22 protein-coding genes and 3 tRNA genes are annotated in these 22,228 nt (G+C 67.1%); 12 read left to right on the top strand and 13 right to left on the bottom strand.

All coding sequences use genetic code 11. The features are described from left to right. Window positions 1-399: 399 nt before the first annotated feature. Window positions 400-1,224, bottom strand: coding sequence for a type I methionyl aminopeptidase (gene map / locus ACTWPP_RS36705; RefSeq protein WP_443109027.1), 825 nt, complete (start codon window positions 1,222-1,224; stop codon window positions 400-402). Between the two features lie 87 nt (window positions 1,225-1,311). Between map and ACTWPP_RS36700 the strand changes: the two genes are divergently transcribed. Then, entirely contained in the window at window positions 1,312-1,581 is a 270-nt protein-coding gene (locus ACTWPP_RS36700; protein ID WP_443109026.1) for a helix-turn-helix domain-containing protein, read from the top strand. 521 nt (window positions 1,582-2,102) lie between these two features. Here the strand turns inward: ACTWPP_RS36700 and ACTWPP_RS36695 are convergent. From ACTWPP_RS36695 to ACTWPP_RS36670, 6 genes are all read right to left on the bottom strand, one after another. Continuing rightward, the gene (locus ACTWPP_RS36695; protein ID WP_443109120.1) at window positions 2,103-3,230 is read right to left on the bottom strand and encodes a hypothetical protein; all 1,128 of its coding nucleotides are present in this window, start codon (window positions 3,228-3,230) and stop codon (window positions 2,103-2,105) included. A 40-nt stretch (window positions 3,231-3,270) separates the two neighbouring features. Then, window positions 3,271-5,547: a carbamoyltransferase HypF gene (hypF, locus tag ACTWPP_RS36690; protein WP_443109025.1), complete on the bottom strand. Its 2,277-nt coding sequence runs from the start codon at window positions 5,545-5,547 to the stop codon at window positions 3,271-3,273. A 206-nt stretch (window positions 5,548-5,753) separates the two neighbouring features. Beyond that, window positions 5,754-6,389: an SRPBCC family protein gene (locus ACTWPP_RS36685; RefSeq protein WP_443109024.1), complete on the bottom strand. Its 636-nt coding sequence runs from the start codon at window positions 6,387-6,389 to the stop codon at window positions 5,754-5,756. Then, window positions 6,386-6,772 carry an ArsR/SmtB family transcription factor gene (locus ACTWPP_RS36680; RefSeq protein ID WP_443109023.1) on the bottom strand — a complete coding sequence of 129 codons (387 nt, stop codon included), beginning with the start codon at window positions 6,770-6,772 and terminating at the stop codon, window positions 6,386-6,388. The genes ACTWPP_RS36685 and ACTWPP_RS36680 overlap by 4 nt, the downstream gene beginning before the upstream one ends. Before the next feature lie 46 nt (window positions 6,773-6,818). Next, window positions 6,819-7,538, bottom strand: a complete 720-nt coding sequence (locus ACTWPP_RS36675; RefSeq protein WP_443109022.1) for an FMN reductase — start codon at window positions 7,536-7,538, stop codon at window positions 6,819-6,821. Continuing rightward, complete coding sequence (locus ACTWPP_RS36670) at window positions 7,535-8,629, bottom strand: LLM class flavin-dependent oxidoreductase (RefSeq protein ID WP_443109021.1); 1,095 nt, start codon at window positions 8,627-8,629, stop codon at window positions 7,535-7,537. The genes ACTWPP_RS36675 and ACTWPP_RS36670 overlap by 4 nt, the downstream gene beginning before the upstream one ends. 123 nt (window positions 8,630-8,752) lie before the next feature. Here ACTWPP_RS36670 and ACTWPP_RS36665 point away from each other — a divergent pair, with 123 nt between their 5' ends. Further along, window positions 8,753-8,941 (top strand): hypothetical protein, encoded by a 189-nt coding sequence (locus ACTWPP_RS36665; RefSeq protein WP_443109020.1) that lies wholly within the window; start codon window positions 8,753-8,755, stop codon window positions 8,939-8,941. Window positions 8,942-9,000: 59 nt separating this feature from the next. Here ACTWPP_RS36665 and ACTWPP_RS36660 read toward each other — a convergent pair whose 3' ends face one another. After that, a complete protein-coding gene (locus ACTWPP_RS36660; protein WP_443109019.1) occupies window positions 9,001-9,618 on the bottom strand; it encodes a YceI family protein in 618 nt (205 codons plus the stop codon). A 107-nt stretch (window positions 9,619-9,725) separates the two neighbouring features. Between ACTWPP_RS36660 and ACTWPP_RS36655 the strand changes: the two genes are divergently transcribed. The 5 genes from ACTWPP_RS36655 (at window position 9,726) to ACTWPP_RS36635 (ending at window position 11,978) form a co-directional block, all read left to right on the top strand. Continuing rightward, the gene (locus tag ACTWPP_RS36655) at window positions 9,726-10,541 is read left to right on the top strand and encodes a universal stress protein (protein WP_443109018.1); all 816 of its coding nucleotides are present in this window, start codon (window positions 9,726-9,728) and stop codon (window positions 10,539-10,541) included. A gap of 169 nt (window positions 10,542-10,710) precedes the next feature. Continuing rightward, the gene (locus ACTWPP_RS36650) at window positions 10,711-11,676 is read left to right on the top strand and encodes a CHAP domain-containing protein (RefSeq protein WP_443109017.1); all 966 of its coding nucleotides are present in this window, start codon (window positions 10,711-10,713) and stop codon (window positions 11,674-11,676) included. A gap of 41 nt (window positions 11,677-11,717) precedes the next feature. Next, a tRNA-Gly gene (locus ACTWPP_RS36645) sits at window positions 11,718-11,790 on the top strand. Between the two features lie 29 nt (window positions 11,791-11,819). After that, window positions 11,820-11,890, top strand: a tRNA-Cys gene (locus tag ACTWPP_RS36640). Between the two features lie 13 nt (window positions 11,891-11,903). Beyond that, window positions 11,904-11,978, top strand: a tRNA-Val gene (locus ACTWPP_RS36635). A gap of 231 nt (window positions 11,979-12,209) precedes the next feature. Here ACTWPP_RS36635 and ACTWPP_RS36630 read toward each other — a convergent pair. Then, the gene (locus tag ACTWPP_RS36630; protein WP_443109016.1) at window positions 12,210-13,415 is read right to left on the bottom strand and encodes a tyrosine-type recombinase/integrase; all 1,206 of its coding nucleotides are present in this window, start codon (window positions 13,413-13,415) and stop codon (window positions 12,210-12,212) included. 61 nt (window positions 13,416-13,476) lie between these two features. Beyond that, complete coding sequence (locus tag ACTWPP_RS36625) at window positions 13,477-13,692, bottom strand: helix-turn-helix domain-containing protein (RefSeq protein WP_443109015.1); 216 nt, start codon at window positions 13,690-13,692, stop codon at window positions 13,477-13,479. 830 nt (window positions 13,693-14,522) lie between these two features. Between ACTWPP_RS36625 and ACTWPP_RS36620 the strand changes: the two genes are divergently transcribed. Both ACTWPP_RS36620 and ACTWPP_RS36615 read left to right on the top strand, forming a co-directional pair. Continuing rightward, on the top strand, window positions 14,523-14,945 hold the full coding sequence (locus ACTWPP_RS36620) for a hypothetical protein (protein ID WP_443109014.1): 423 nt from the start codon (window positions 14,523-14,525) through the stop codon (window positions 14,943-14,945). Window positions 14,946-15,052: 107 nt separating this feature from the next. After that, window positions 15,053-16,141 (top strand): IS630 family transposase, encoded by a 1,089-nt coding sequence (locus tag ACTWPP_RS36615; RefSeq protein WP_443109013.1) that lies wholly within the window; start codon window positions 15,053-15,055, stop codon window positions 16,139-16,141. A gap of 53 nt (window positions 16,142-16,194) precedes the next feature. On the opposite strand, the gene ACTWPP_RS36610 is transcribed toward ACTWPP_RS36615, so the two are convergent. Both ACTWPP_RS36610 and ACTWPP_RS36605 read right to left on the bottom strand, forming a co-directional pair. After that, a complete protein-coding gene (locus tag ACTWPP_RS36610; protein ID WP_443109012.1) occupies window positions 16,195-16,773 on the bottom strand; it encodes an ImmA/IrrE family metallo-endopeptidase in 579 nt (192 codons plus the stop codon). Then, the gene (locus ACTWPP_RS36605; RefSeq protein WP_443109011.1) at window positions 16,770-17,294 is read right to left on the bottom strand and encodes a helix-turn-helix domain-containing protein; all 525 of its coding nucleotides are present in this window, start codon (window positions 17,292-17,294) and stop codon (window positions 16,770-16,772) included. Before ACTWPP_RS36605 ends, ACTWPP_RS36610 begins: the two co-directional genes overlap by 4 nt. A 199-nt stretch (window positions 17,295-17,493) precedes the next feature. Between ACTWPP_RS36605 and ACTWPP_RS36600 the strand changes: the two genes are divergently transcribed. From ACTWPP_RS36600 to ACTWPP_RS36590, 3 genes are all read left to right on the top strand, one after another. Further along, window positions 17,494-18,501, top strand: a complete 1,008-nt coding sequence (locus ACTWPP_RS36600) for an SMODS domain-containing nucleotidyltransferase (protein ID WP_443109010.1) — start codon at window positions 17,494-17,496, stop codon at window positions 18,499-18,501. A gap of 490 nt (window positions 18,502-18,991) precedes the next feature. After that, a complete protein-coding gene (locus tag ACTWPP_RS36595; RefSeq protein WP_443109009.1) occupies window positions 18,992-19,552 on the top strand; it encodes a hypothetical protein in 561 nt (186 codons plus the stop codon). Window positions 19,553-20,249: 697 nt separating this feature from the next. Next, window positions 20,250-21,296, top strand: coding sequence for a hypothetical protein (locus ACTWPP_RS36590; protein ID WP_443109008.1), 1,047 nt, complete (start codon window positions 20,250-20,252; stop codon window positions 21,294-21,296). A 65-nt stretch (window positions 21,297-21,361) separates the two neighbouring features. On the opposite strand, the gene ACTWPP_RS36585 is transcribed toward ACTWPP_RS36590, so the two are convergent. Further along, complete coding sequence (locus tag ACTWPP_RS36585) at window positions 21,362-22,090, bottom strand: 3'-5' exonuclease (protein WP_443109007.1); 729 nt, start codon at window positions 22,088-22,090, stop codon at window positions 21,362-21,364. Window positions 22,091-22,228 lie beyond the last annotated feature (138 nt).

Here is a 22,228-nt window from a genome sequence, read left to right as displayed (position 1 = left end):
CGGGCGGTTTGGGCTGGTCGGGATAAGTGCTGGTGGGTGTCAGGTGGGGTCGGGCAGGGCGGTGAGGCGGTCCAGGACCCGGGGCGGCGCAGCCGGGTGATGGTGGCGCGGCCGCGTCCGTTGCCGTTGGCCCTGGCCGCAGATCTCCTGCGGACAGGCGATGATGGCGGCCGCCGGCAGCGCGGCCCACATCCACATCTGTTGACGGCGGGGTCGCCGGAGGGCAGGTGGCGCAGGGCGGCGCCGTGTCGCGTTCCAGGCTCAGCACACCCGAAGTTGATCAGAGGACGCTGTTCTCCTGATCACGACACACCGGCCAAGATCACACTGTGCGGCCGCCCTACCAGATGACCAGAACGGTCGGGAGGCGCTTCTCAGCACACTCACACCGCTGGAGCATCAGGCGTCCTTCGTGGACAGACGAGCTGGCGGATCCACTCTCGTTGCAGGGCGGTCCGATTCACGCTGGGTGAGCACCAGGGGGCCGTCCTCGGTGATGGCCACCGTGTGCTCGGAGTGGGCCGTGCGCGAGCCGTCGGCCGACCGGATGGTCCAGCCGTCGGCGTCGTAGACGATCCGGTCGGTCGTCCGGGCGAACCAGGGTTCGAGCGCGAGGGTCAGACCCGGGCGGAGCGTGAGGCCGCGCCCCGCCCTGCCCTTGTTCGACACGTGGGGCGGCTCGTGCATGGTGCGACCGAGGCCGTGGCCGCCGAACTCGTTGTTGACCGGGTAGCCATGGTCGCGGGCTACCGCCCAGATCGCCGCCGAGATGTCGCCCAGGCGGTTGCCGGGGCATGCCATCTCGATCGCCGCCTCCAGCGCCTCCTCGGTGGCGCGGATGATCCGCAGGTCCTCCTCGGCGGCGGTCCCGACGACGACCGTGCACGCCGAGTCCGCCACCCAGCCGTCGATGCCGACCGCGAGGTCCGCGCTGAGGACGTCCCCGTCACGCAGCGCGTAGTCGTGGGGCAGGCCGTGCAGCACGGCGTCGTTGACCGACAGGCAGATGACGTTGCGGAAGGGGCCCCTGCCGAAGGACGGCGCGTAGTCCCAGTAGCACGACTGCGCACCGCGTCGCTTGATCATGGCGCGCGCATGGTGTTCCAAGTCCAGGAGGTTGACGCCCACTGCGGCGAGCCGGCCGACCTCGGAGAGCACCTCGGCGACGAAACGCCCGGCCACATGCATGCGCTCGATCTCCGCGGGCGTCTTCAGTTCGATCACGAGTACCTCAAGTACAGGAGTTCTGGTATTTCTATACCCACACCCTAGCTCTTGACGGTATAAAAATACCAGCCATACCCTAGGGACATGGTCCGCCAACCGCTCACGCCCGAACAAATCGAAGCCGGCAGGCGTCTCGGCGCCCTGTTGCGCCACGCGCGGGCAGGACGCGACCTCGCGCAAGTCGCGCACGCGGCCGGCATCTCGCCGGAAACCCTGCGCAAGATCGAGACCGGCCGCCTGCCCTCCCCCGGGTTCGGCACGATCGTCCGCCTCGCCGAGGCGCTCAACGTGCCGGTGCAGGAACTGGCAACCACCTGGCGTGGCAGCGACCTACCACTGGAAGCCGCCTCGTAGCCGTCCCCCAACCGTCCGCGAAATCTCGGACCACCTGCCGGAACCACCTTCACGGCAGGCCCGGCAACCGCGGAACTATCAGCAAGATCCGCCCGCTCGACGGACGTCGGTCGGGTAGCGTGCAGGCCATGTCGGGCCCTGAGGCATCCAAGGCGGGGGCTTTCGGTCACGCCGTCAGCCCCCTGATCCACTGAGCTCGTAGTCCCTGCCGTCCCGCCGCGTCCGCGGTCGGACGAGTGCGCCCTAGGGGCTGACCGCGGTGACGAGACGTCCTCTCGTGCTTCTCCTCACCTCGGAGCCACTCGATGCCTCTCCCGCTGTACCTGCTTGCCATGGCGGTCTTCGCCATGGGCACCTCGGAATTCATGCTCGCCGGCCTGTTGCCGGATATCGCCTCAGACCTCGACGTCACTGTCTACGCACGCCAATGGGCCTTTGAAGAAGAGCGAGCCAGGACGATCGCGGTCTGGAACGTCCATTACAACTATCACCGACGTCATGGCCAGCACCACTACCGACATTCAATAGGCGTAGGTCGATCCACAGTTCGAGAAGTCAGAGGAGATCGTTGGGAATTCGCCATTGATCGCCCGGCCGAAGGCGTCGATACCACCCAGGCAGGCGTACCGGGGTTCTTCCTCAGTGGAGAAGGAGAACAACATTGCGGTGTTGGGCTTGGGCGCGATCGTCTTGGTGACGCGCATCGGCTCGTCCTCGGCGAAGGTGAAGATGATGGTGGTCGCAGGCTGTCCCTTCTTCATTACGCCGTAGCCGGTGCGGCCGTCCGGAGCCATCACCGCGGAGGTGACCCGTCCGAAGTCGTCCGGTTGCCGGAACAGGCGGCGTGCTCCGTGCAAGTCGGTGCCCTGCTCATCGGTGTCGAGGGCGTAGAGGGTGACGTTCACGATCTTGCCTCCGTTGGGCACGCCTTGGTGGACGGTGCCGTCGGCGGACGGCGCATCTCGGCGGACGTCACTGAGGGTGTAGCCGAGGGTGTCGTTGTCGCTCGCCCAGACGATCCCGCCAATGACGGAGGGTGCGGACGTGCTCCATGTGCGACGTCCGCCCGAGTCGAGGTCCAGGACGGTCAAGCGGGCGCGTGACGGCTGGGGGACGTCTGTGCAGGGGGCCGTCGCGAAGGCGAGCCGGTCGCCGTCCGGGCTCATCGCCATGCCCGCGACGCGGGACGGGATGACGCCTTCGTGCACTGGCGCGATATCGGTCGCCTGGCCGTCGCCGTCGAGCCGGAAGCGGTAGAGGCGCGACTCGCACGGCTCTTCGCGGGACGAGGCCACCAAGTGCATCCCCTTGGGGCCGGTGAGGAGCTCTCGTGCTTTACCGGCGGAGGGCGACGGCGGCCGGACCGAGTCGACCGGGCGCTGCCGTCCGCCGTGCAGCGAGTGCACCTGGAACCATGGTTCGGGTCCGTTGTCCTGCGAGGGACCTCCGAGTCGCCCAACGGTGAGGAAGAAGCGCGGTTTCCGATGGTCGCCATAGGGCGTCGCGGAGGAGACGTGTTCGTCGGCCAGCAGTTGCACAGCGCCGATGGAGGCCGCGACCGACAACGCCATCGCGATCGGTGCCGCCCATCGTCGTATCCGCCATGACAGCGGCTCGTGGTCGTGCGGCTCGTCCCATTCGTCCGGCATCCGTTGATCATGCCGTGCCACGTCGCCGTCGTGGGCTCGTTCAGGACGATCGGGCCGTGGCCACGGCGGCCTGGCCCAGGCTTATGCCCCCGTCGTTGGGCGGGACGCGGTGGTGGGTCAGCACGTCGAAGCCCGCATCGGTAAGGCCGGACACCGCGCGGTCCAGCAGGAACATGTTCTGGAACACACCGCCTGACAACGCGACCGTGCCCAGCCCGGTCGTGTCTCGGATGCGGGTCGCGCCGTCCACGATCAGGGAGGCTACGCCGTTGTGGAATCTCGCGGCGATCAGCGGGACGGGGACGCCGACCTGGATGTCGGCCACCACCGCGTCGAGCAGATCGCCGCCCCGCACCGTGAAACCGTCCACCCCACTGATGGACGCCGGATATGCGGTGAATTCGGCTGGGTCGGCGCGTTGTTCGAGTTCGATGGCGGCCTGTCCCTCGTAATTGACCTGGTCGCGGACGCCGAGGACGGCGGCGACCGCGTCGAACAGGCGTCCCATGCTGGATGTGAGCGGTGCGTTGACGCGGCGGCGTGCCATCGCGGCGACCGTGGCCCAGCCGGGCCGGCGGGCGACCGGCAGGTCGTCCGGGACCCCGTACGCGGCCGCCATCCGCCACGGCTCGCGAATCGCCGCCGCGCCGCCCGGCATCGGTACCGGGTCCAGGTGCCCGGCCCGTTCGAAGCCGCGCAGGTCGGCGACGAGGAACTCGCCGCCCCACAGCGTCCCGTCCGCGCCGAAGCCGGTGCCGTCGAAGGCGACGCCGATCACCGGGCCGGCCACGCCGTTGTCGGCCAGGCAGGACGCGATGTGCGCGTGGTGGTGCTGGACGGCGATCACCGGCAGGTCCTGGTCGTGGGCGTACTTCGTCGACAGGTACTCGGGGTGCGGGTCGTAGGCGACCAGTGCGGGGGTGATGTCGAACAGCCGCCGGAAATGCCCGATGCCCTCCTCGAAGGCGCGGAGCGTCTCGTAGTTCTCCAGGTCGCCGATGTGATGGGAGATGAACGCCCGGCCGTCGCGGGTCAGGCAGAACGTGTTCTTCAGCTCGGCCCCGCACGCCAGGACGGATCGTCCCCGCGCGATCGGCACGGGCTCCGGCGCGTACCCGCGGGAACGCCGCACGGGCAGCGGGCGGCCGCGGAAGGCCCGCACCACCGAGTCGTCGGTGCGGGTATGGATCGGACGGTCGTGGAACAGGAACGCGTCGGCGATGCCGCTGAGCCGTTCAAAGGCGTCGTCATCCCGGTAGGCGATCGGCTCATCGGAGACGTTCGCGCTGGTCATGACGAGTGGTTCGGTGACGAGCAGGTGATGCAGCGGGGTGTAGGGCAGCATGAGGCCGATGAATCCGTTGCCTGGCGCGACGGCATCGGCGAGCGGCGGTCGGCGGCACGGCGCGCCGGGGGCCCGGCGGGCCAGGACGATCGGACGCCGGGGGCCGGTGAGCAGTCCCTCCTCGGTGCCGTCGAGCAGGCAGATCGAGCGGGCGGCCGCCAGGTCGGGCACCATGACGGCGAACGGCTTGTCGGCACGGTGTTTGCGTGCGCGCAGTGCGGCCACCGCGTCCTGGTCCGCGGCACGTGCCGCCAAGTGGTAACCGCCCAGTCCTTTGACGGCGAGGACGGCGCCGTCCGCGAGCATCGCCCGAGCGGCCGCAATCGGTTCTGCCGCCGCATCGTCCGCAGGTGGGCACACCGGGCCGGCGATCCGGCCGTCCGCCGGAGTGGGTTCGGACGGGAGTAAGGACAGGGACGGGCCGCAGGCCGGGCAGCACACCGGCTGGGCGTGGAATCGGCGGTCCGCCGGGTCCTCGTACTCGGCGGCGCACGGCCCGCACATCGCGAAGCCCGCCATGGTCGTGTTGGGACGGTCGTACGGGACGTCCGTCACGATCGTGAAGCGCGGCCCGCAGCCGGTGCAGTTGATGAACGGGTACCCGTGGCGCCGGTCGGCCGGGTCGCGGAGTTCGCGGAGGCAGTCGTCGCAGGTCGCGGAGTCCCAGGACACCAGTGCACGCCGATCCCCCGACGCCTCGCTGCTCACGATTGCGAACCCGTCGCGTCCCTGTGCGTCGAGGTTCTGCGTCGTGACGCGTTCGACGACCGCTAGGCGCGGCGGGCGGGTGCGCAAGCCGTCCAGGAACCGCCCGACCACGTCGGGTGCGCCCTCGACCTCGATGAACACGCCGCCCGCGTCGTTGCCGACCAGTCCGGACAGTCCGAGGCCGGTCGCGAGCCCGTGCACGAACGGCCGGAACCCGACGCCCTGCACGACCCCCTCGACGCGGACGCCGACCCTGACGTCCATGCCGCCATTCTGCCTGGTCAGCACCCACAGAACGGGAAGGCCCTCGTGAAGGGCGTGTCCCTGGGGAACGCCAGACGCCGGGTAGCAGGGCGTGCAGTTCGCGCGTAGGAGGTCGGGGACGTCGTCGGCCGGGGGCCGTGGCGTGCCGCAGGGCCGACCCCAGTGGATCGCGTCCCAGGCCCCGCAGCGGCGTCACGAGCTGGAGATCACTCGGTTTCTCCGGTGTAGGCGGCGATGGTGCGGTCCGCACAGGCCCGGGCGACGGACTCTTCGGTGCCGGACGCGATGTGCGCCTCGCGCCAGGCCTCGCCGCTCTGCCGCGTGAACTCCTTGCCCTCGTCCGTCAAGGACCACTCTGGCCCCATCCCTTCGGGGACGCCCTCGCCGGACGACAGGTGCAGCGCGAGGCCGAGGAGCCCCTGATCCCAGCCGATGCCGACGGCGCCGGGTCCGAACCGGTCCCACATGTCGTCGTCGACGTGGGCGATGTGCTCCAGTTCGAACCGTGCACGGCCGTCCGCCTCCGGGGTCAGCCGCACCTCGATCCAGCTGGTCTGGCCGCCGTACTCCCATGTCGCGGAGAAACCCTTGGGCGGGTCGCAGCGCTCGATCGTCCCGCTCGCGTTGCCCTCCAGCTCGTAGTGGCCACCGAGCCGCAGGTCGCCGGAGACGGGGAGGAACCAGCGCGAGATGCGCTCGGGGGTGGTGACCGCCTCCCAGAGGTCCTCGACGTCGGTGTCGTAGACCTGGCTGACCGTCGCGGTCCGCGCGGTGCCGGCCTCCAGCACCCGTTCGCCGACCCGGCGCCGCACCGCGTTGATCTGACCCGTCACTTCGATCATGGCTGGCTCCCTGCTGCTTCCTGTCCCGGTGACTGTTCGTCGGGCGCCCGGCGGTCCGGGCGGCGTGCGCGCTTGCCACGGGCGATCTCCGTCGCCAGGGCGTCCAGATGCGGCGTCCAGAACCGGCGGAAGCGGTCGAGCCACGCGTCGACCTCCCGCAGCGGTGTGGAGTCGACGGCGTAGAGCCGCCGTGTCCCTTCCGCGCGCACGACCGCGAACCCGGTGTCCCGCAGCACCTTCAGATGCTGCGACACCGCGGGCTGCGAGATCCCGAACTCCTCCCGGATGACCCCCGACACCTCCCCGGAGGATCGCTCGCCGTCGGCGAGCAGCTCCAGGATCCTGCGCCGTACCGGATCACCCAGCACATCGAATGCGTGCACACGCCTAAGCTACAGTCTCCGCTTATATAAGCCAAGCCTTAGATACTTACCGACTGCTCGCGGACAGGAGATCCTCGAACGGGACCGGGGTGTCGTACGGGTCGGGCTTCGCCGGCGCGGGGCGGGCGTTCATCAGCGCCGCCAGCTCCACGCCGGCACGGGCGACCCGGTCCGCGAGAGGATCGGCATGGCGGGCCGGGCCGCTTCCGGAGCCGTCGGCGCCGCCCCAGTCCTCGGACGCCGCGTACACGGAGGTCGGGACGACGGCGGCGCGCAGGTAGGCGAACAGCGGGCGCATGGCGTAGTCGATGGCGAGGGAGTGCCGCTCGGTCCCGCCGGTCGCGCCGAGCAGCACCGGCTTGCCGTCCAGGGAGTCGCGTTCGACGACGTCGAAGAAGGTCTTGAACAGGCCGCTGTAGGACGCGTTGAAGACGGGCGTCACGGCGATCAGGCCGTCGGCGTTCGTCACCGTCTCGACGGCGGCGCGGAACGTCCCGGTCGGGAAGCCGGTGAGAGTCGCGTCCACCATCGCGTGCGCGTGGTCGCGCAGCTCGATCACCTCTACGGCGACGTCCCGCCCGGACCCGTTCGAACCAGCGGCGCCCGAACCGAGGGCACCCGAACCAGCGGCGCCCGGCTTGAAGGCGTCCGAACCGACGGCGTCCGGGCGGAGGGCGTTGGCGGTCGCCGCGGCGAGGCGGTCGGCAAGGAGCCGGGTGGACGAAGGCTGCCCGAGCCCGGCGGAGATCACGGCGAGGGTGCTCATCGAACCTCCTCCGCGTCCCGCGCCGCGGCGACGCGGGAGGCGTGAGTTGGGGCGGTCGCGGGGACGTGCGCCGGGCGCAGGGCCTCGAACTCCCTGCGGAGCACGGGGACGACCTCCTCCCCCAGCATGTCGATCTGCTCCAGGACGGTCTTCAGCGGCAGTCCGGCGTGGTCCATCAGGAAGAGCTGGCGCTGGTAGTCGCCGAAGTTGTCGCGGAACGTCAGGGTCTTGTCGATGACCTGCCGGGGGCTGCCGACGGTGAGGGGCGTCTCGGCGGTGAACTCCTCCAGCGAGGGGCCGTGCCCGTACACCGGGGCGTTGTCGAAGTAGGGACGGAACTCGCGGACGGCGTCCTGGGAGTTCTTCCGCATGAAGACCTGCCCGCCGAGGCCGACGATCGCCTGGTCGGCGGAGCCGTGGCCGTAGTGCTCGTAGCGCTGCCGGTAGAGGCCGATCAGCCGCTGGAAATGCTCCTTCGGCCAGAAGATGTGGTTGGCGAAGAAGCCGTCACCGTAGTAGGCGGCCTGCTCGGCGATCTCGGGGCTGCGGATGGAGCCGTGCCACACGAAAGGCGGCACGCCGTCCAGCGGGCGCGGGGTCGCGGTGAACGACTGCAGCGGCGTGCGGAACTTGCCCTCCCAGTCGACGACGTCCTCGCGCCAGAGCCGGTGCAGGAGATGGTAGTTCTCGATGGCGAGCGGGATGCCGTCGCGGATGTCCTTGCCGAACCACGGGTAGACCGGGGCGGTGTTGCCGCGTCCCATCATCAGGTCGACCCGGCCGCCGGCGAGGTGCTGGAGCATCGCGAAGTCCTCGGCGATCTTCACGGGGTCGTTGGTGGTGATCAGCGTGGTCGCGGTGGACAGGATCAGCCGCTCGGTGCGGGCCGCGATGTAGCCGAGCATCGTCGTCGGGGAGGACGGCACGAAAGGCGGGTTGTGGTGTTCGCCCGTGGCGAAGACGTCCAGCCCGGCCTCTTCCGCCTTCGCTGCGATGGCGACCATCGCCTGGATCCGCTCGGCCTCGGACGGGACGCGTCCGGTGGTGGGGTCCGGGGTCACGTCACCGACCGTGAAGATTCCGAACTGCATGCCGGGCTCCCAAATAGTAGAACGTTCAATCATCTTATCGAACGTCGCGACCGGAGATCATATTCCTGGTGGTCCGGGCAGGGCGCCCCCAGACAGCGCAGGCCCCGCCGGCTGATCACCCGCATGGTCGACGGCCCGGCCTGGGAGTACGGGGCCGGGGATGCAGAGGCGACCACCGCAGACGTGACCACCGCGGGCATGACCGCCGCCGGGCCCGTCCGCGAACTGCTGCTGGTACTCGCTCGCCGCCGCACCCCGGACGACCCGCATGAGGTGAAGGTGACCGGTGACCGACCGCTCCTGAACCACTGACTCGCGCGCACGGCGATCCGACTTCCAGCGACGAAGACGCCCCGGCGCAGGGGCACAGGTCAAGCGTGGGCGTCGGCCGAGGCATCAGCGGCGGCGTCCCTGTAGGCCTCCTCGGGGGCGCGGACCGCCTGGATCTCCAAGGCGATCGTGACCTCGTCGCCGAGCATGACCTTGTCGCCCTGGAACGGGACGTTGAACTCGATGCCGAAGTCGCGGCGGCTGATGGACGCGGTCGCGGTGAAACCGGCGCGGGTGCCACCCCACGGATCGGCCCCGACACCGTGGAACTCGGTCAGCAGCCGGACGGGACGGGTGACGTCCTTGATCGTCAGATCTCCGTCGAGGTGGTAGCGGGGGCTGCGGGCCCTTCGGCCGATTGTGGCACGTTCCACAGCCGTTCCGGTGAACGTCATGAACGGGTGCCCGTCCACGTCCAGGATCTCTGAGGAGCGGACATGATCGTCGCGTTCGGCGTTGCGGGTGTCGATCGAGGCCATCCGGATCTCGGCGCGGGCGCGGGAGTCGAGCGGGTCGTCCCCGATCACGACCTCGCCTCCGAAGTCGGGGAACGAGCCGCGCACCGTGGTCATCAGATGCCGGATCGTGAAGGTGATCTCGGAGTGGACCGGGTCGATGATCCAGCGGCCGGCCTCGAGGTCGGGCACCTCGGCCCCCATGCGTATCCCCCCAATAATTGACAACCAGGAAAAACTACCTCAAATCCCCCCTGGTCTGATCCGCCCCCTCGGGGGAATGCTGGTCCCATGATCGGAGCGCGGGTCACATGATCGGGGATCACGTCCTGGCGGGATACGTCAACGACGGCGGCGGCAGGGAGGCGGTCGACCTGGCGTCCGCCATCGTCGCGCTGACCGGCGGGCGGCTGAGCGTGGCGACCGTCCATCCCCCGGACCTGCCGGCGGCCGCCGGCGAGGCCCGCACGTTACTGGACCAGGTGCCCGACCTGCTGGACGGCCAGCCCGCCGACCTGCTCGTCCAGGAGGGACGCAGCGTCGCCCGCGGGCTCACCGTCCTCGCCAGCAGGATCGGCGCGGACCTGATCGTCGTCGGCTCCCCCGAAGGCGGCGCCCGCGGCCGCATCGGCGTCGGCGCCGCCGCCGACCACCTGCTGCACTCGGCGACGGAGGCCGTGATGCTCGCCCCGGCCGGCTACACCCCGCCCGACGACCTCGGCCGCATCACGGTCATGTACGTCCGGCGACCGCAGTGCGACGAGGCGGTCATCCGCGCGGCGCAGGCCGCCGAGCGCCTGGACGTCCCCCTGCGCCTGGTCACGCTCGCCGTCGGCGACGTCGGCGGAGACGACGGCGCCGAGCGGCTCCGCGACGACCTGGCCCTCGCCATCCGCCTCGCCCTGGACTCCGCCGATCTGCCCTCCGAGGACGTCTCCGCGGAGCTCGCCGAAGGCGACGACGTCGCCGACGCCCTGGACGACGTCGACTGGCCGGAGGACGAGATCCTCGTCTGCGCGTCCAGCGAGGACGCCGCCGCGCACCGCGTGTTCCTGGGCGAGGTCGCCCTCAAGGTTCTGCGCGCCGCGACGTGCCCCGTGACCGTCCTGCCCAGGGGCTACTTCTGACTAGCCCGTTTTGACCGGTTCCGCCGAACGGGTTGCCGCCCACGGTTTACCTCGGCTACATTCCGTCGAGATCAGAACGTGACCTTGGAACGTGCCCTGGTGACAGGGCATGTTCCGTCCCCCGGTCGGGCGTCCCCCTGCCCGAGCGAGCGAGGCGGCAGGGAGCGCAATGGACCCGATCGGCAAGAAGCTGCTCGACATCGCCGAGAACGAACTCGGATACACCGAGAAGGGCGACGGCTACACCAAGTTCGGCGACTGGTGGACCGAGAACGTCGACGGCGACCACGACGACTACTTCACGACGGCCCCCTGGTGCGACATGTTCCTCGCCTGGGCCGCCGACAAGGCCGACGTCACCGAGCAGGCCGGGCAGTTCGCCGCCACCGTCGACCACGCCAAGTGGTTCAAGAAGCACGACGCCTGGGGCACCGAGCCCGAACCCGGCGCCATCGTCTTCTACGACTGGAACGGCTCCAAGGACATCGACCGGATCGACCACGTCGGCATCGTCGAGAAGGTCGACGGGCACACCCTCCGCACCATCGAGGGCAACGCCGACGGCTACAAGCTCATGCGCAAGACCCGCGACATGGACACCGTCGTGGGCTTCGGCTACCCGTCCAAGGTCAAGGTCGAGGCCAAGTACACCCCGAAACACGCGGCCCCCGCCCCCACCGTCGACAAGGTCGGCTCCCGCACCACCTCGACCAACACCCACGAACAGGAATCCCCCGCCCCCGAGCAGCTCCCCACCCAGGAAGTCATCCTCGGCGGCATCCTCGCCTTCGTCCTGTGCGGCAGCGTCGCCCTCGCCGCCGGCCGCGCCGCCGCCGCAAAGACCCCCACCACACCGCCCATCCGCGTCCGCAAGCGCGGCAAGCACCACCGTCCCTCCACCCCCGTCGCCCTGCCCGCCGACATCACCCCCGCCGACCTCGAGTCCGCGGACGCCGGCACCGCCGTCATGCCCGCCCTCTCCCTCGCCGCCGCCCACGAGGCCGAGGACCGCGAGTTCTGGGGCCGCATCGCCCACCTCGAAGAGGACGGCGAACTCGCCTTCTGGAACTCCCTGCACGACGAAGTCAGCGAGACCACACCCGCTCAGTACGCAAGCACCCCAGGATTCCGCTAGAGTTGTCCATGCAAGCCCGGAGGGCGACCTCCGGTCGGCAAGCGGACGTGGCTCAGCTGGTAGAGCATCACCTTGCCAAGGTGAGGGTCGCGGGTTCGAATCCCGTCGTCCGCTCTGAGAGGCCCCCGGTCAGGCCTCGCTCTGGTGGAGTGGCCGAGAGGCGAGGCAACGGCCTGCAAAGCCGTGTACACGGGTTCAAATCCCGTCTCCACCTCGCAGCGCACAAAGGGCGATTAGCTCAGTGGGAGAGCGCTACCTTGACACGGTAGAGGTCACTGGTTCAATCCCAGTATCGCCCACCATTGTCTCCCCAGGTCAGGCACTATGTCCGGCCTGGGGATCTTGCGTTGCGGGGCCTGTAAAGCGCGGAATCGGGAGCAAATCGGGAGCAGACCGCTCCCCGCCATGATCGAAACTACCCACACGCGGGTCGGGGTCACCCGGTACCTGTGGGTCGGGGTCACCGGGAGCAGTGCTCCCGACCGTGCTCCGGGGCGTGCTCCCGGTGTGAACCGGCGGGGTGGGGGTCGCGATCATGGTCGACGGCTCAGGGCGGTCCATCGCTGCTGGAGCCGCTCTCGCAGCCCCTGCCGCATCGGTTCGGTGGCGTGACTGTAGACACCGGCGATGCCGGGCATCCGGTGTCCCATCCGCTCGAATTTCAGCGCCTCCTGGATTCCGAGTTCGTCCAGCATGCTCTTGTGGTGGTGCCGCAGACCGTGGAAGACCGCGCCGGGCAGAACGGGCGGCCAGCCGCGTCCACTGTCACCGTCGCAGGCGGGCCGCCACAGGCGCCGGGCGAAGTTCGAGCGCCGGTGCCAGCGCCCGTCGGCGGTGACGAATACCTGCTGGTGGTCATGGCTGTCCATCACCTGCTGCAAGAGCGTGGCCAGGAAGGGCGGCAGGTCGATGGGGCGAGCCGCGGTTTCGGTCTTGGGCGGGCCGAGCCACAGAGCGCCGCGGACTTCGTGCAAGGCCCCGGTCTCGGGATCGACCTGCAGATACAGCTGCTCGGGATGGCAGTTGTGCTTGGCCAGGCCGGTGATCTCACCCCACCGCATCCCGGTGAACGCCGCGGTGATCACCATCACCTGCGCCGCCAGCCCGCCCAGATCTTTGACGCGGTCGGCGATGGCCAGGATCTGGTCGCCGGTCGGCACCGGGCGCTTTCGCACCTGTCGCACCGCGGTGCGCGGGTCGTGTCTGGTGCGCGGTTCGGCCGTTCGCAGGCCTTGGATCGGGTTAACGGCGATCATGCGTTCCTCCACCGCGGCGCCCAGCAACAGCGACATCAACGTCACGATGCCCCGGACGGTGGCCGGACTGTAGCGGGCGCGCAGGCCGGTCGCCCATTGCTTCACCACGCTCCGGCGGATCTGATCGACCGACACCTGCCCGAACTCGGGAATGATGTGGGTGTCGAGGTAGTGGTCGTACTTGGCTTGGGTGCTGGCGGCTACCGTGTGCGTGGTGCGCCACTGCTGCGCCCACTCGGCCAAGCTGGTACGTGCGGCACGCGGATCGATGAAGGTTCCGCGGCGGTGGTCGGACTCGAGATCTCCGGCTGCTTGGAGGGCTTGTGTCTTGGTCCGGTACTTGTCCGGTGCCGTGCGGACGCCGCCGTCGGCGTCGCGGTAGCGGACCCGGTACCACGGTCCGCGTTTCTCCGCCCAGGCCATGATGATCTCCTTCGGATAGGTGAGGGCCGCGCCCCGGCGGGGGCGCTGGGTCGGGGTCATCCACGCTCGCCTCGCTACCGGCGCTCAAGTTCTCGCACCGCCCGGCCGGCGCACGGTACGGCTATGGGCGTCGGCTTGAGCGAGCAGGCTGTTCACCGTCGGCGATGATCGCTTCCAGATCAGCACGGGAGAACCGCAGATGCTTTCCGATGAAGGTGCACGGGATCACCCGAGCGGCGGCTTTGCGGCGCAGCCATGAAGGCTTCACACCCAGAAGACGCGCGGCCTCCTCTGGCGTGAATAGCAGTGGTTCATCTCGGCGGTCAGCAGGACTCATTTGGACGCACCCACCTTCGAGTAGCAGAAAAGCGCCGGGCCACCAGCGGCGCTGCATCGGCCAGGCGCGATCAGTAGCCGCTGTGGCCCCGCAACGGCCGATCGGCAGAGCCCGGCGGCAGTCTGATTACGGCGGTCTGAACTGGGCACTTGGGACCGCCGCGGTCAGCGGTCACTGCGAGGCTGCTAGGCCAGCAGGCGCTCTTGCGCATCCACTCGAACAGCACAAGCCCCAGCACACACGGCCGCGTAGGCATTTCTTAGGCACATCCCTTAGGCGCGCCACCGGCGATCTTCGGCACGTCCTTGGGCACGTCCTCAGCAACCGAGCCAGGGCATAAGGTCGCTGAAACCGGCATGCAGTGCCTGCAAGGGAGCCGCCGCCCCTAACCCGCGGTTCCGGGCGCGCACTTTCCTCGCGGCACACCCGCCCAACCGCCAACCTGATTCCCTGCTCCCCCGACGTACCACTGGCTGCAACTCCTCGACGGACGGCTACGCCCCGTTCCTGATGAGCAAGACCTCGTCCGCCGCCGAGGCATCAATGCCCCCCGTGTGCGCAGGTTCGAATCCGGTAGGGGGTACATCACAGATAGGTGCAACCGCGTGTCCGCCCGGATCGCCCAGCGGGCAGCTGGTGATCAAGGGTGTGTTCGCCCTCGGTTCGGGAGACCCAGGGCCGTACTGAGGGTTGTTGTGGGCTAGTGCCGCATCAGACAACGTTCGCCCCGTCTTGTCGATCTGCACCGGCCGACGCGGAGACTGGCGGGACGGGTGCGAGTGGGGCCTGCGCTGACGCCTGAAAACCACCTCCGACTACGCTGTCGGCACATGAACCCGATCTTCCGGCTTCCGACCAATTCCCCGCTGGGCATGGCTGTTCCCGAGGACTGGGGCCTGATCCCGTTGCGTGTTCCGGCTGGTTGGAACATCATCTACAACCAGTTGTCGGCCCGACGTCTGCCGGATGGAAGGGTCGAGGCCAACGACTCCCAGGACCTGTACTGGGCACGTACGGCACCACCGCCGTGGCTGACTGCGGAGGAGGTGGCGGAGAGGGGCGGGCTGCAGGCTCGGGAGATCAACATAGACGCTGGCTGGTACGCCGGCTATGGGTTCCGCGTCGTCGTCCTCGACCCCGACTGGGACCATGAGCGGGCCTCCTGCACCACTCCCGACCTCGATGAGTTCGTCACCACCCTGGAAGGGTGGATGTGGGTGATCACCCAGCGAGGACAGCTCCCCACGTCGTGAGCCTGTCCTGCAGGAATCCAATCGTGCGGCGGCCAGCAACGCTTGCCCGACTATGACGTGCCGTTGGAATGCCAGCCCGGGCGGTGTAGTGCCGCCAGACTGTGCGGGTGGCAGAACGAGTACGTGTCCGTGCGATCGACGATGACGAAGGCAGGCGACTGCTGCGGATCATCCGCCGCGGCACCGGGTCGGTGGTGACCTGGCGGCGGGCCCAGATGGTGCTGCTGTCCGCACAGGGCATGGCGGTGGCGAAGATCGCCGAGGTGACATTCACCAGCGCGGACCGGGTCCGGGACGTGATCCACAACTTCAACGCCGACGGCTTCGATTCTCTCTACCCCAAGTACAAAGGTGGCCGGCCCAAGACCTTCACCCTGCCCGAGCGCCGTGAGATCAAGAAGATCGCCAAGTCCACCCCGGCCGAGCACGGCCTGCCGTTCTCGACCTGGAGCCTGACCAAACTGGCGGACTTCCTGGTCGCCGAGGGGGTGGTCGACGACATTAGCCACGAGGGCCTGCGCATCCTGCTCCGCGAGGAAGGCGTTTCCTTTCAACGCGTGAAGACCTGGAAGACCTCGCGCGACCCGGACTACGCGGCCAAGAAAGCACGGGTCGAGCACCTGTACGCGATTGCCGACGGCGAGGTCATACCCGATGAAGACGAACCGAAGGCGGTGTTCTGCCTGGACGAGTTCGGGCCGCTGAACCTCCAGCCACACCCGGGACGGCACTGGGCAGAACGCGGCGGCCGGCACGAGGACCCCGACCGCGAACCCAGGCGGAGACGCCGGGCGACCTACACCCGCCCCCACGGAGTGCGGCATCTGTTCGCCGCCTACGACCTCGCCAGGGACAGGCTCTATGGCCACATCAAGAAGACCAAGAACCGCTCGAAGTTCCTGGAGTTCTGCCGCTACCTGCGCACTCTCTACCCCCCAACGGTCCGCCTGGCGATCGTGTGTGACAACTACTCCCCCACACCTGACCACCAGGCGATGCCGCCGGGTAGCGGACTGGGCGGAGACCAACAACGTCGAGATCGCCTACACCCCGACCAACAGCTCCTGGCTGAACCGCATCGAGGCCCAGTTCACCGCCCTGCGCTATTTCACCCTCGACGGCACCGACCACGCCAGCCACAAAGAGCAGGGCAGCATGATCCGCCGCTACATCATCTGGCGGAACCGACACGCTGACGATCAGCAGCTACGAGCCGTGGTCGACAGGGCAAACGTTGCCTGATGGGGCACTAGCTGCCCGATGCTGCGGAGTAGCTTCCTCGCCGTTTGGCCTGCTTGGCGACACCCGTTGTGTGGTAGCGAAATCTTGCCATCTCGGTCGTGACGTTGTAGTTCGTAGCGATCTGCTCCGGTGTCATCCCTCGAGTGACGGCAGACAGGAGCAAGGGACGGGGGAGCATGAGGGTTCCCCCCATGGCTGTGGCTTGCTCCTCCTCTTCGGGCTGACAGGTGCGGAACGGAGTGCCGTCGACTTCGCGTACCTCCGTGAGCTCGTGCTTGAGGAGCAGGTGAGAGAGTTCGTGGGCGATGTCGCTGGCTTGTCGGCCATCGGTGCGGAGGGGATTGGTGACGACGTAGTGCCTACCGCGGACCACGAAGGTCGCTGCCGAGAACGAGAAGCTCTGTAGTCGCTCGAGTTCCTCCAGCCGGTCTACGGCGATGAGTCGTCCTGCGTCAACGACCTTCACGCCGAGGTGGCTTGCGAGGTCGAGGATGTCGAGGCTTGCATGTGGAGCCAGCCCGAGCTCGCGGCGCAGTCGAACAGCTTCACGTTCTGCGTTGGCTTTGAAGCCACGAGGTAGGGTCACAGCTCGCCCATCTCGATCTTGCGGACAAGTTCGTCGTGCATGTCACTCAAAGCCGTTGCCAGTCGTTGAGGAACTCCTGGTCGCATCACCGAGGTGGCGCGCAGGTGACACGCAACCGGCGGCCGCGCCGGTGCCACATCTCTTGCGAGGACCTCGTACATCTCACGCAGTACCGAACTAATCCTCGCCGCGGCATCGTTGGTGAGCCGCGGATCGGTTCGCAGATGGCTGATCGCCTGATCGAGTGGGGAGCTCTCCTTCTCGACCACCGGGTTGAAGAAGCGTGCCGGTGACACAGCAAGCCAAGCGCACAACCGCATAAAGGTGGCCAAGTCGGGCTGCGAGCCAGCCTCGACTCGGGACCAAGTGCTGAAGCTGACCTCGGCCTCCGCCGCAGCCTTCCTGATCGACAACTTTCCGCGGCGGTCCTTGAGCATCCGCCCAAGCTCGGCAACGTCCAACCGTTCGGTCTCGACAGGTATCTCTTCCTGCGAGAACTCCGGGGTTGGCTGCTGGGTCATGAGCGAATCCTACGGTCCCACGAGGTCCCAGCGAAACACGAACACCGACCATCCATCCAGCGATGAAGCTTTGCTGCAACGGAACCTGCTAGGGTTCTGCCTGAAGCCGATAGCTCCATGCAGAGGGTGCAAACCACCCGCTTCCTGGCGTTGCCGCAGGTCCGGGACGTCCGCTGATGCCAGCGGGAGAGGATGGTCGATGAAGAGCACCAAGGCCGCGTTCGATGACTTCGACGGGTCACTCAACCTGGACTCAACCGAACGGGCAGCGGCTCAAGAACGCCATCGAGAGATCACTGAGGTGCTCCGGGCCGCAGGTCTGATCGTGGCGACATTCCTGCAGGGCAGCTTTGCTCGCAAGACCATGCTCAAGCCCCTCAAGGACGTCGACATGGTCGTCCTTCTCCACCCACGGTTCGCGGCGATGCTGAGGAGGCCAGGGGGTGCAGCGGCGGCGATGGCGTTGCTACAGAAGGAGATCGAACAGGTTTTCGCTGGAGTACAGTTCGATCTCGATGGCAAGTCCCCACACGCCCTCCAGGTGACCTTCGCGGACTTGTCCTTCACCTTCGACTTGGTCCCTGCCTTCGCTGACCCCGACAGCGAGGACATCTTCATCGCCGACCGCGAACACGATGACGGACGGTGGGAGCGCTCAAACACCCGCGTCCTCAACCGAGTCATCAGCGAACGAAATCAGGCCACGGACGGGATGTGGGTGCATCAGGTTCGCATGCTCAAGTCGTTCAAGAAGAACCATTGCGCCTTGGTCGACACTTGCGGGCTCCTGTGGGAAGCGTTCGCCCATGGTGCTGTCACCAAGCGTCTCGAACACTCAGAGGCCATCACTCGCACCCTCGCCGTAGCTGCGCGGCTGACAATGGGGACTGTGTACGACCCCACGGGCATCGATGACTTGTCCGCCGAATGGGCTCCCTCAGAACGCTCATCCATCATCGCTGCCCTCAAAGGCGCTGCACGCCAAGCAGAGGAAGCCCGACGCCTAGAACAAGATGGAGAGCACGCCGGTGCCATCGAAATCTGGCACCAGCTAATCGGCGATCCATTTCCCGGGGCACCTGTCCAAACTGCCGCACAGGCGCTACATGGACTTGCGGGCGGCAGCATCACCTCGACCGGGCGAGCCGTGACATCGCCACGTGGCCGGCAGGTCAACCGAGCAGGACGGCCATGGCGTACCCGCTAATAGGCGTGCTCACCAACCCTGCAGCAGCGGCATTGCATGTCCTTCATTCTGCGGAACTTTTCGGAGTCGAGGAGGCCGCAGGTCATGCCAGCGCATATGGAGCTGCACGGCTTGAATTGGCCTTGGCTCCCTTGCCGACGCTAAAGCGCGAGGGATACCCAACCGAGCATGTTCGGATAATCATCCGGAGCAACGGGGGCATCCATGCCTTTCCTCGCCAATCCGCCGCTCGCCGCTTCAAACACCGTAACCCGCTCCCGCTGGCGGACCTATGCCTGCAGTATCCCAAAGACGACCCAGCTTTACTCTGGCTCCCAGAAGACGGACTGGAACCCTTGATCACTCTGGTTCATCGCCACGTCATCTATGAAGAAGCTTGGCGACGGACCGGCCGATGGCCTGCCGAGGACACACCCCACGGTCATGCAAAATCCGGGGTGTATCCCATCCTGACTCGCCGGCTCGAACGGGAGAGCGTCAGATGGGCTCGATGAACCTGATCACCAACGCGGCACCTTCTGGTGCGCCAGCCAGCGCTGGATCAACCAATCTACTCCTGCTTCTATTGACCTCATCCGTGGTCGCTGGGCTTATCACCCATCTGCTTTCCAGCCTCCGCTCCAGCGCTGAAGCGCGTCGCGACCGTTACGCCGAGGCTGTTAAACTACTCGTCGCAAAACTCGAGTACCCCTACCGGATCCGCCGGCGGACAAGCGACGAACCGGAAGTTCTCGCTTTACTGGCCGCCGCGGGTCATGATCTACAGGAACAGCTCGCCGAGATGAGAGCCTGGATCGCTGCCGAGAACGGGGTGCTCAGTGAGGTCTTCGATCGTTGTCTCTCACGCCTCGACGAACCGGTTGCACAAGCATGCAACGACGCATGGCGCAATCCACCCATCCTGGCGGCCGAGCAAATGAACCTGAACGGCTTTGGCCCAGGTGATCAACAGCATGTCATCTTCGCCATAAGGCAGGCAATTAGGTACCGCTTCGGAATAAGACGTTTTCTGCCTGCACGGATGGTTCGAGATAAACTGCACTCATTGTGAATCAATGGGTCCCTAAAATGTCAGTCGAAATTACGAAGCCTCCAACTCTGCGATCAATTTGTCTACCCGCTGCTTCGGCGAGGGGTGGCCGGACAGTTCCCCTGCAGAGCGATGGCTGGAAGATCGGACGTGGACCACCATCCTCCTGTTGGAGAAGTGCCACGGCCGTCGGTCTTGCACCGGCCTGGCCGCCCAGTCGTCTGCTCCCTGGAAGGAGACGATCAGATCACTTGCCTACAAGGTGCACGCACCACTGACCGGGAATATTGGCCGCCTCGCACTGATCTCCGGGGCGGTGACGGGCGGACGAGGCGTTTGCCGCGACAATGCTGGCCAGGCGACAGGAGAGCATGGCCCCATGCACGTTGTCACTACCAGTGACGGCAGTAAGTCGAGTTAAAGCCCTGCCCACCCTGGTGCATAGGCGACGCTGTTGTTCAACGCCCGTCGCGGAGAACTGGCCACCTGGTATGAGCAGGCCATCGACCAGCGCGGTACCGGACTTGCCCGCGAGCTCGCCGACGTCCGGCCGGGGGCCAGATCCGGCCAGCACCACAGGCAAGGTGCCACGGGTATAGAGCCGTCGATGACGTTCATTAGTATCGTGAAGATTTTGTACTCCAGGCTGCCCTAGAATTGTTGAAGATGAAGCTGACGATGCGGGTCGGAGGCGTCGGAACTGATCAAGGAATCCGCCTTGCGGGGCTATCTCCTCGAAGAGTCGCTGGCCTGGATGCTGCGCTTCAGCGGATACCGGCTCTTGGTCCATGCAGACCAAGACCCCGCTGAGTTGGTCATGGACGGCGGGACACTGCGGGTTCGCGGGCGGGGTGCGCTCCATCAAGTGGACGTGCTCGGCGAGTTCGCCTTCACTCCGGCGTTCTCCATGCCGGTAAGGCTGTTTCTGGAGGCTAAGTACCTCCAGGGGAGTTGTGGTCTTGAGGTCGTCCGTAACGCTCATGGTGTGATACACGACGTGAACGAGAACTATACGGCGTACGACGGTGCACGCCCCCGGCAGCGGTATAAGTACTCCTATGCCTTGTTCTCTGCAAACGGGTTCACCGGAGACGCGCAGAGGTACGCACTCGCCCATCAGATCTCCCTGGTTGATCTTTCGGGCGCATCCTTCGCCTGGCTGCTCGGCTTGATCGGGACGACGGCTTCGAGCTTGTACGGGGGGCAGCAGCATCTGCCGGGCGCTGAACCGTTTCCGGTGACGTGGATGCGGACGGAGCTACGGAAGGCCCTGGGAACCTCGCCTGTGAATCTGCTGCCTTCCGCGTCGGTCCCTGACGGAAGGTTCACGCAGACCGCCGGTGCGGCATTGGCACAGTTCGCCGCCGTGCTGGAGCGGCGCAGCGAGGCGGAACTGCTGCTGGGTTTTCCGTCCGCTCCGTTCATTCTTCCGCTGGCTGCTGACGATCATCGGCGGTTTTTGGCGTATGCGGAGACGAGGCCGGATCATCCGGTGAGGATCAGGCGTCGTGGGACCGGCACTGCGGCTGAATGGACGCTGTCGCCTGCGGACGCGGCGGGCGCGTACGAGTTGACGTTCAAGCTCCCGGAGCACATTGAAGAGTGGATCAGCGGCATAGGGGAGAAGGAGCGCCGTCGCACTACCCAGTTCAAGGAGCAGTTCCTGTCCACGATCACGCTCTACCGTATGGACGGTACCGGGGTGCGCACCTACCAGTTACAGTACGAGCCAAGTTCGCTGTCCCGCCCGGGAACAGAAGAGTAGACGGGCTCCCCATGCTGCCGGCCTGACGTGCGTGCGAGGGGTCACTTCCCAGGGCATAAGCCAGGTCAGAGCGGCAGGTATGGGCTCGGTCGGCCGTGCCAGCTGATGGTGAGGGCGTCGCGGGCTCGGGTGGCTGCGACGAAGAGCAGAGAGCGGGCCTTGCGCTGCTCGCGCTCGTATCGGATCGGATCTTTGGTGCGGTAGCGCTCGATGATGCTGGTGTGCGGAATGATGCCGTCGCTGGCCCCAACGATCGCGAGCCGCTGGTACTCGAGACCTTTGAACCGGTGCATGGTGCCCACGTGGATATCGCCGTTACCTTTGGGGCCGTCCTTGGTGAGTTCGGCGCAGCTGATGCCGGCCTGGCTCTCCAGGTAGTACATGGCCTGGCTGACCATGTTGCGGTCGGCGACGCAGACGGCGATCAGGCCGCCGGGGTCGCGAATAGCCCCGTTGTCGGCGGTGGACAGTTCTCCGCGCCAGCTGCGCAAGGTGGCGGCGAGACCGGCGAGTTCGTCGTCCCAGTTGTTGTAGGGGACGAGGACAGGGGCTGGGCCGCGGAGGACGGACCGGTAGCCGGCGAGCGTGTCGGTTCCATCGTCGAGATCGTCGTAGGAGATCTTCTCCTTCGGGCGGGTGGGGTCGACGACGCGGAGGGCCTTGGCGAGGATTTCCTTGGTTGTGCGGTAGCTGAGGGTCAGGCGCGATGAACGGCCGCGGATGTGAATGCCGAGAGCGCCGAGCGCGGCCTGGTGGTCGTAGATGCGTTGGTGGGTGTCGCCGGCGATGAACATGTCGTTGGGCTTGAGGGGCCGCGCGTTTTCCGGACAGCGTCCTGATGGGTGATCTGCGGGTAGATCTACGCCGCTTGCTGTCGCTCCAGGTACTCGATGTGGACCTCAAGTGGGGTCCGGTACCCGTTCGCGGAATGA

It is taken from the genome of Actinomadura sp. 3N407 (genome assembly GCF_052245875.1).
Lineage (GTDB): Bacteria > Actinomycetota > Actinomycetes > Streptosporangiales > Streptosporangiaceae > Spirillospora.
The sequence above is the reverse complement of the archived record's forward strand: the minus strand, read 5'-3'. Positions and strand labels throughout refer to the sequence as shown.

What these genes read in the sequence shown, in the direction of transcription:
- ACTWPP_RS36700 (WP_443109026.1), top strand. Translation starts at nt 1,312, where the DNA reads ATGGTCCGCCAACCGCTCACGCCCGAACAAATCGAAGCCGGCAGGCGT.
- ACTWPP_RS36695 (WP_443109120.1), bottom strand. Translation starts at nt 3,230, where the DNA reads ATGCCGGACGAATGGGACGAGCCGCACGACCACGAGCCGCTGTCATGG.
- hypF (WP_443109025.1), bottom strand. Translation starts at nt 5,547, where the DNA reads ATGGACGTCAGGGTCGGCGTCCGCGTCGAGGGGGTCGTGCAGGGCGTC.
- ACTWPP_RS36685 (WP_443109024.1), bottom strand. Translation starts at nt 6,389, where the DNA reads ATGATCGAAGTGACGGGTCAGATCAACGCGGTGCGGCGCCGGGTCGGC.
- ACTWPP_RS36675 (WP_443109022.1), bottom strand. Translation starts at nt 7,538, where the DNA reads ATGAGCACCCTCGCCGTGATCTCCGCCGGGCTCGGGCAGCCTTCGTCC.
- ACTWPP_RS36670 (WP_443109021.1), bottom strand. Translation starts at nt 8,629, where the DNA reads ATGCAGTTCGGAATCTTCACGGTCGGTGACGTGACCCCGGACCCCACC.
- ACTWPP_RS36665 (WP_443109020.1), top strand. Translation starts at nt 8,753, where the DNA reads ATGGTCGACGGCCCGGCCTGGGAGTACGGGGCCGGGGATGCAGAGGCG.
- ACTWPP_RS36660 (WP_443109019.1), bottom strand. Translation starts at nt 9,618, where the DNA reads ATGGGGGCCGAGGTGCCCGACCTCGAGGCCGGCCGCTGGATCATCGAC.
- ACTWPP_RS36655 (WP_443109018.1), top strand. Translation starts at nt 9,726, where the DNA reads ATGATCGGGGATCACGTCCTGGCGGGATACGTCAACGACGGCGGCGGC.
- ACTWPP_RS36650 (WP_443109017.1), top strand. Translation starts at nt 10,711, where the DNA reads ATGGACCCGATCGGCAAGAAGCTGCTCGACATCGCCGAGAACGAACTC.
- ACTWPP_RS36630 (WP_443109016.1), bottom strand. Translation starts at nt 13,415, where the DNA reads ATGACCCCGACCCAGCGCCCCCGCCGGGGCGCGGCCCTCACCTATCCG.
- ACTWPP_RS36625 (WP_443109015.1), bottom strand. Translation starts at nt 13,692, where the DNA reads ATGAGTCCTGCTGACCGCCGAGATGAACCACTGCTATTCACGCCAGAG.
- ACTWPP_RS36620 (WP_443109014.1), top strand. Translation starts at nt 14,523, where the DNA reads ATGAACCCGATCTTCCGGCTTCCGACCAATTCCCCGCTGGGCATGGCT.
- ACTWPP_RS36605 (WP_443109011.1), bottom strand. Translation starts at nt 17,294, where the DNA reads ATGACCCAGCAGCCAACCCCGGAGTTCTCGCAGGAAGAGATACCTGTC.
- ACTWPP_RS36600 (WP_443109010.1), top strand. Translation starts at nt 17,494, where the DNA reads ATGAAGAGCACCAAGGCCGCGTTCGATGACTTCGACGGGTCACTCAAC.
- ACTWPP_RS36595 (WP_443109009.1), top strand. Translation starts at nt 18,992, where the DNA reads ATGAACCTGATCACCAACGCGGCACCTTCTGGTGCGCCAGCCAGCGCT.
- ACTWPP_RS36585 (WP_443109007.1), bottom strand. Translation starts at nt 22,090, where the DNA reads ATGTTCATCGCCGGCGACACCCACCAACGCATCTACGACCACCAGGCC.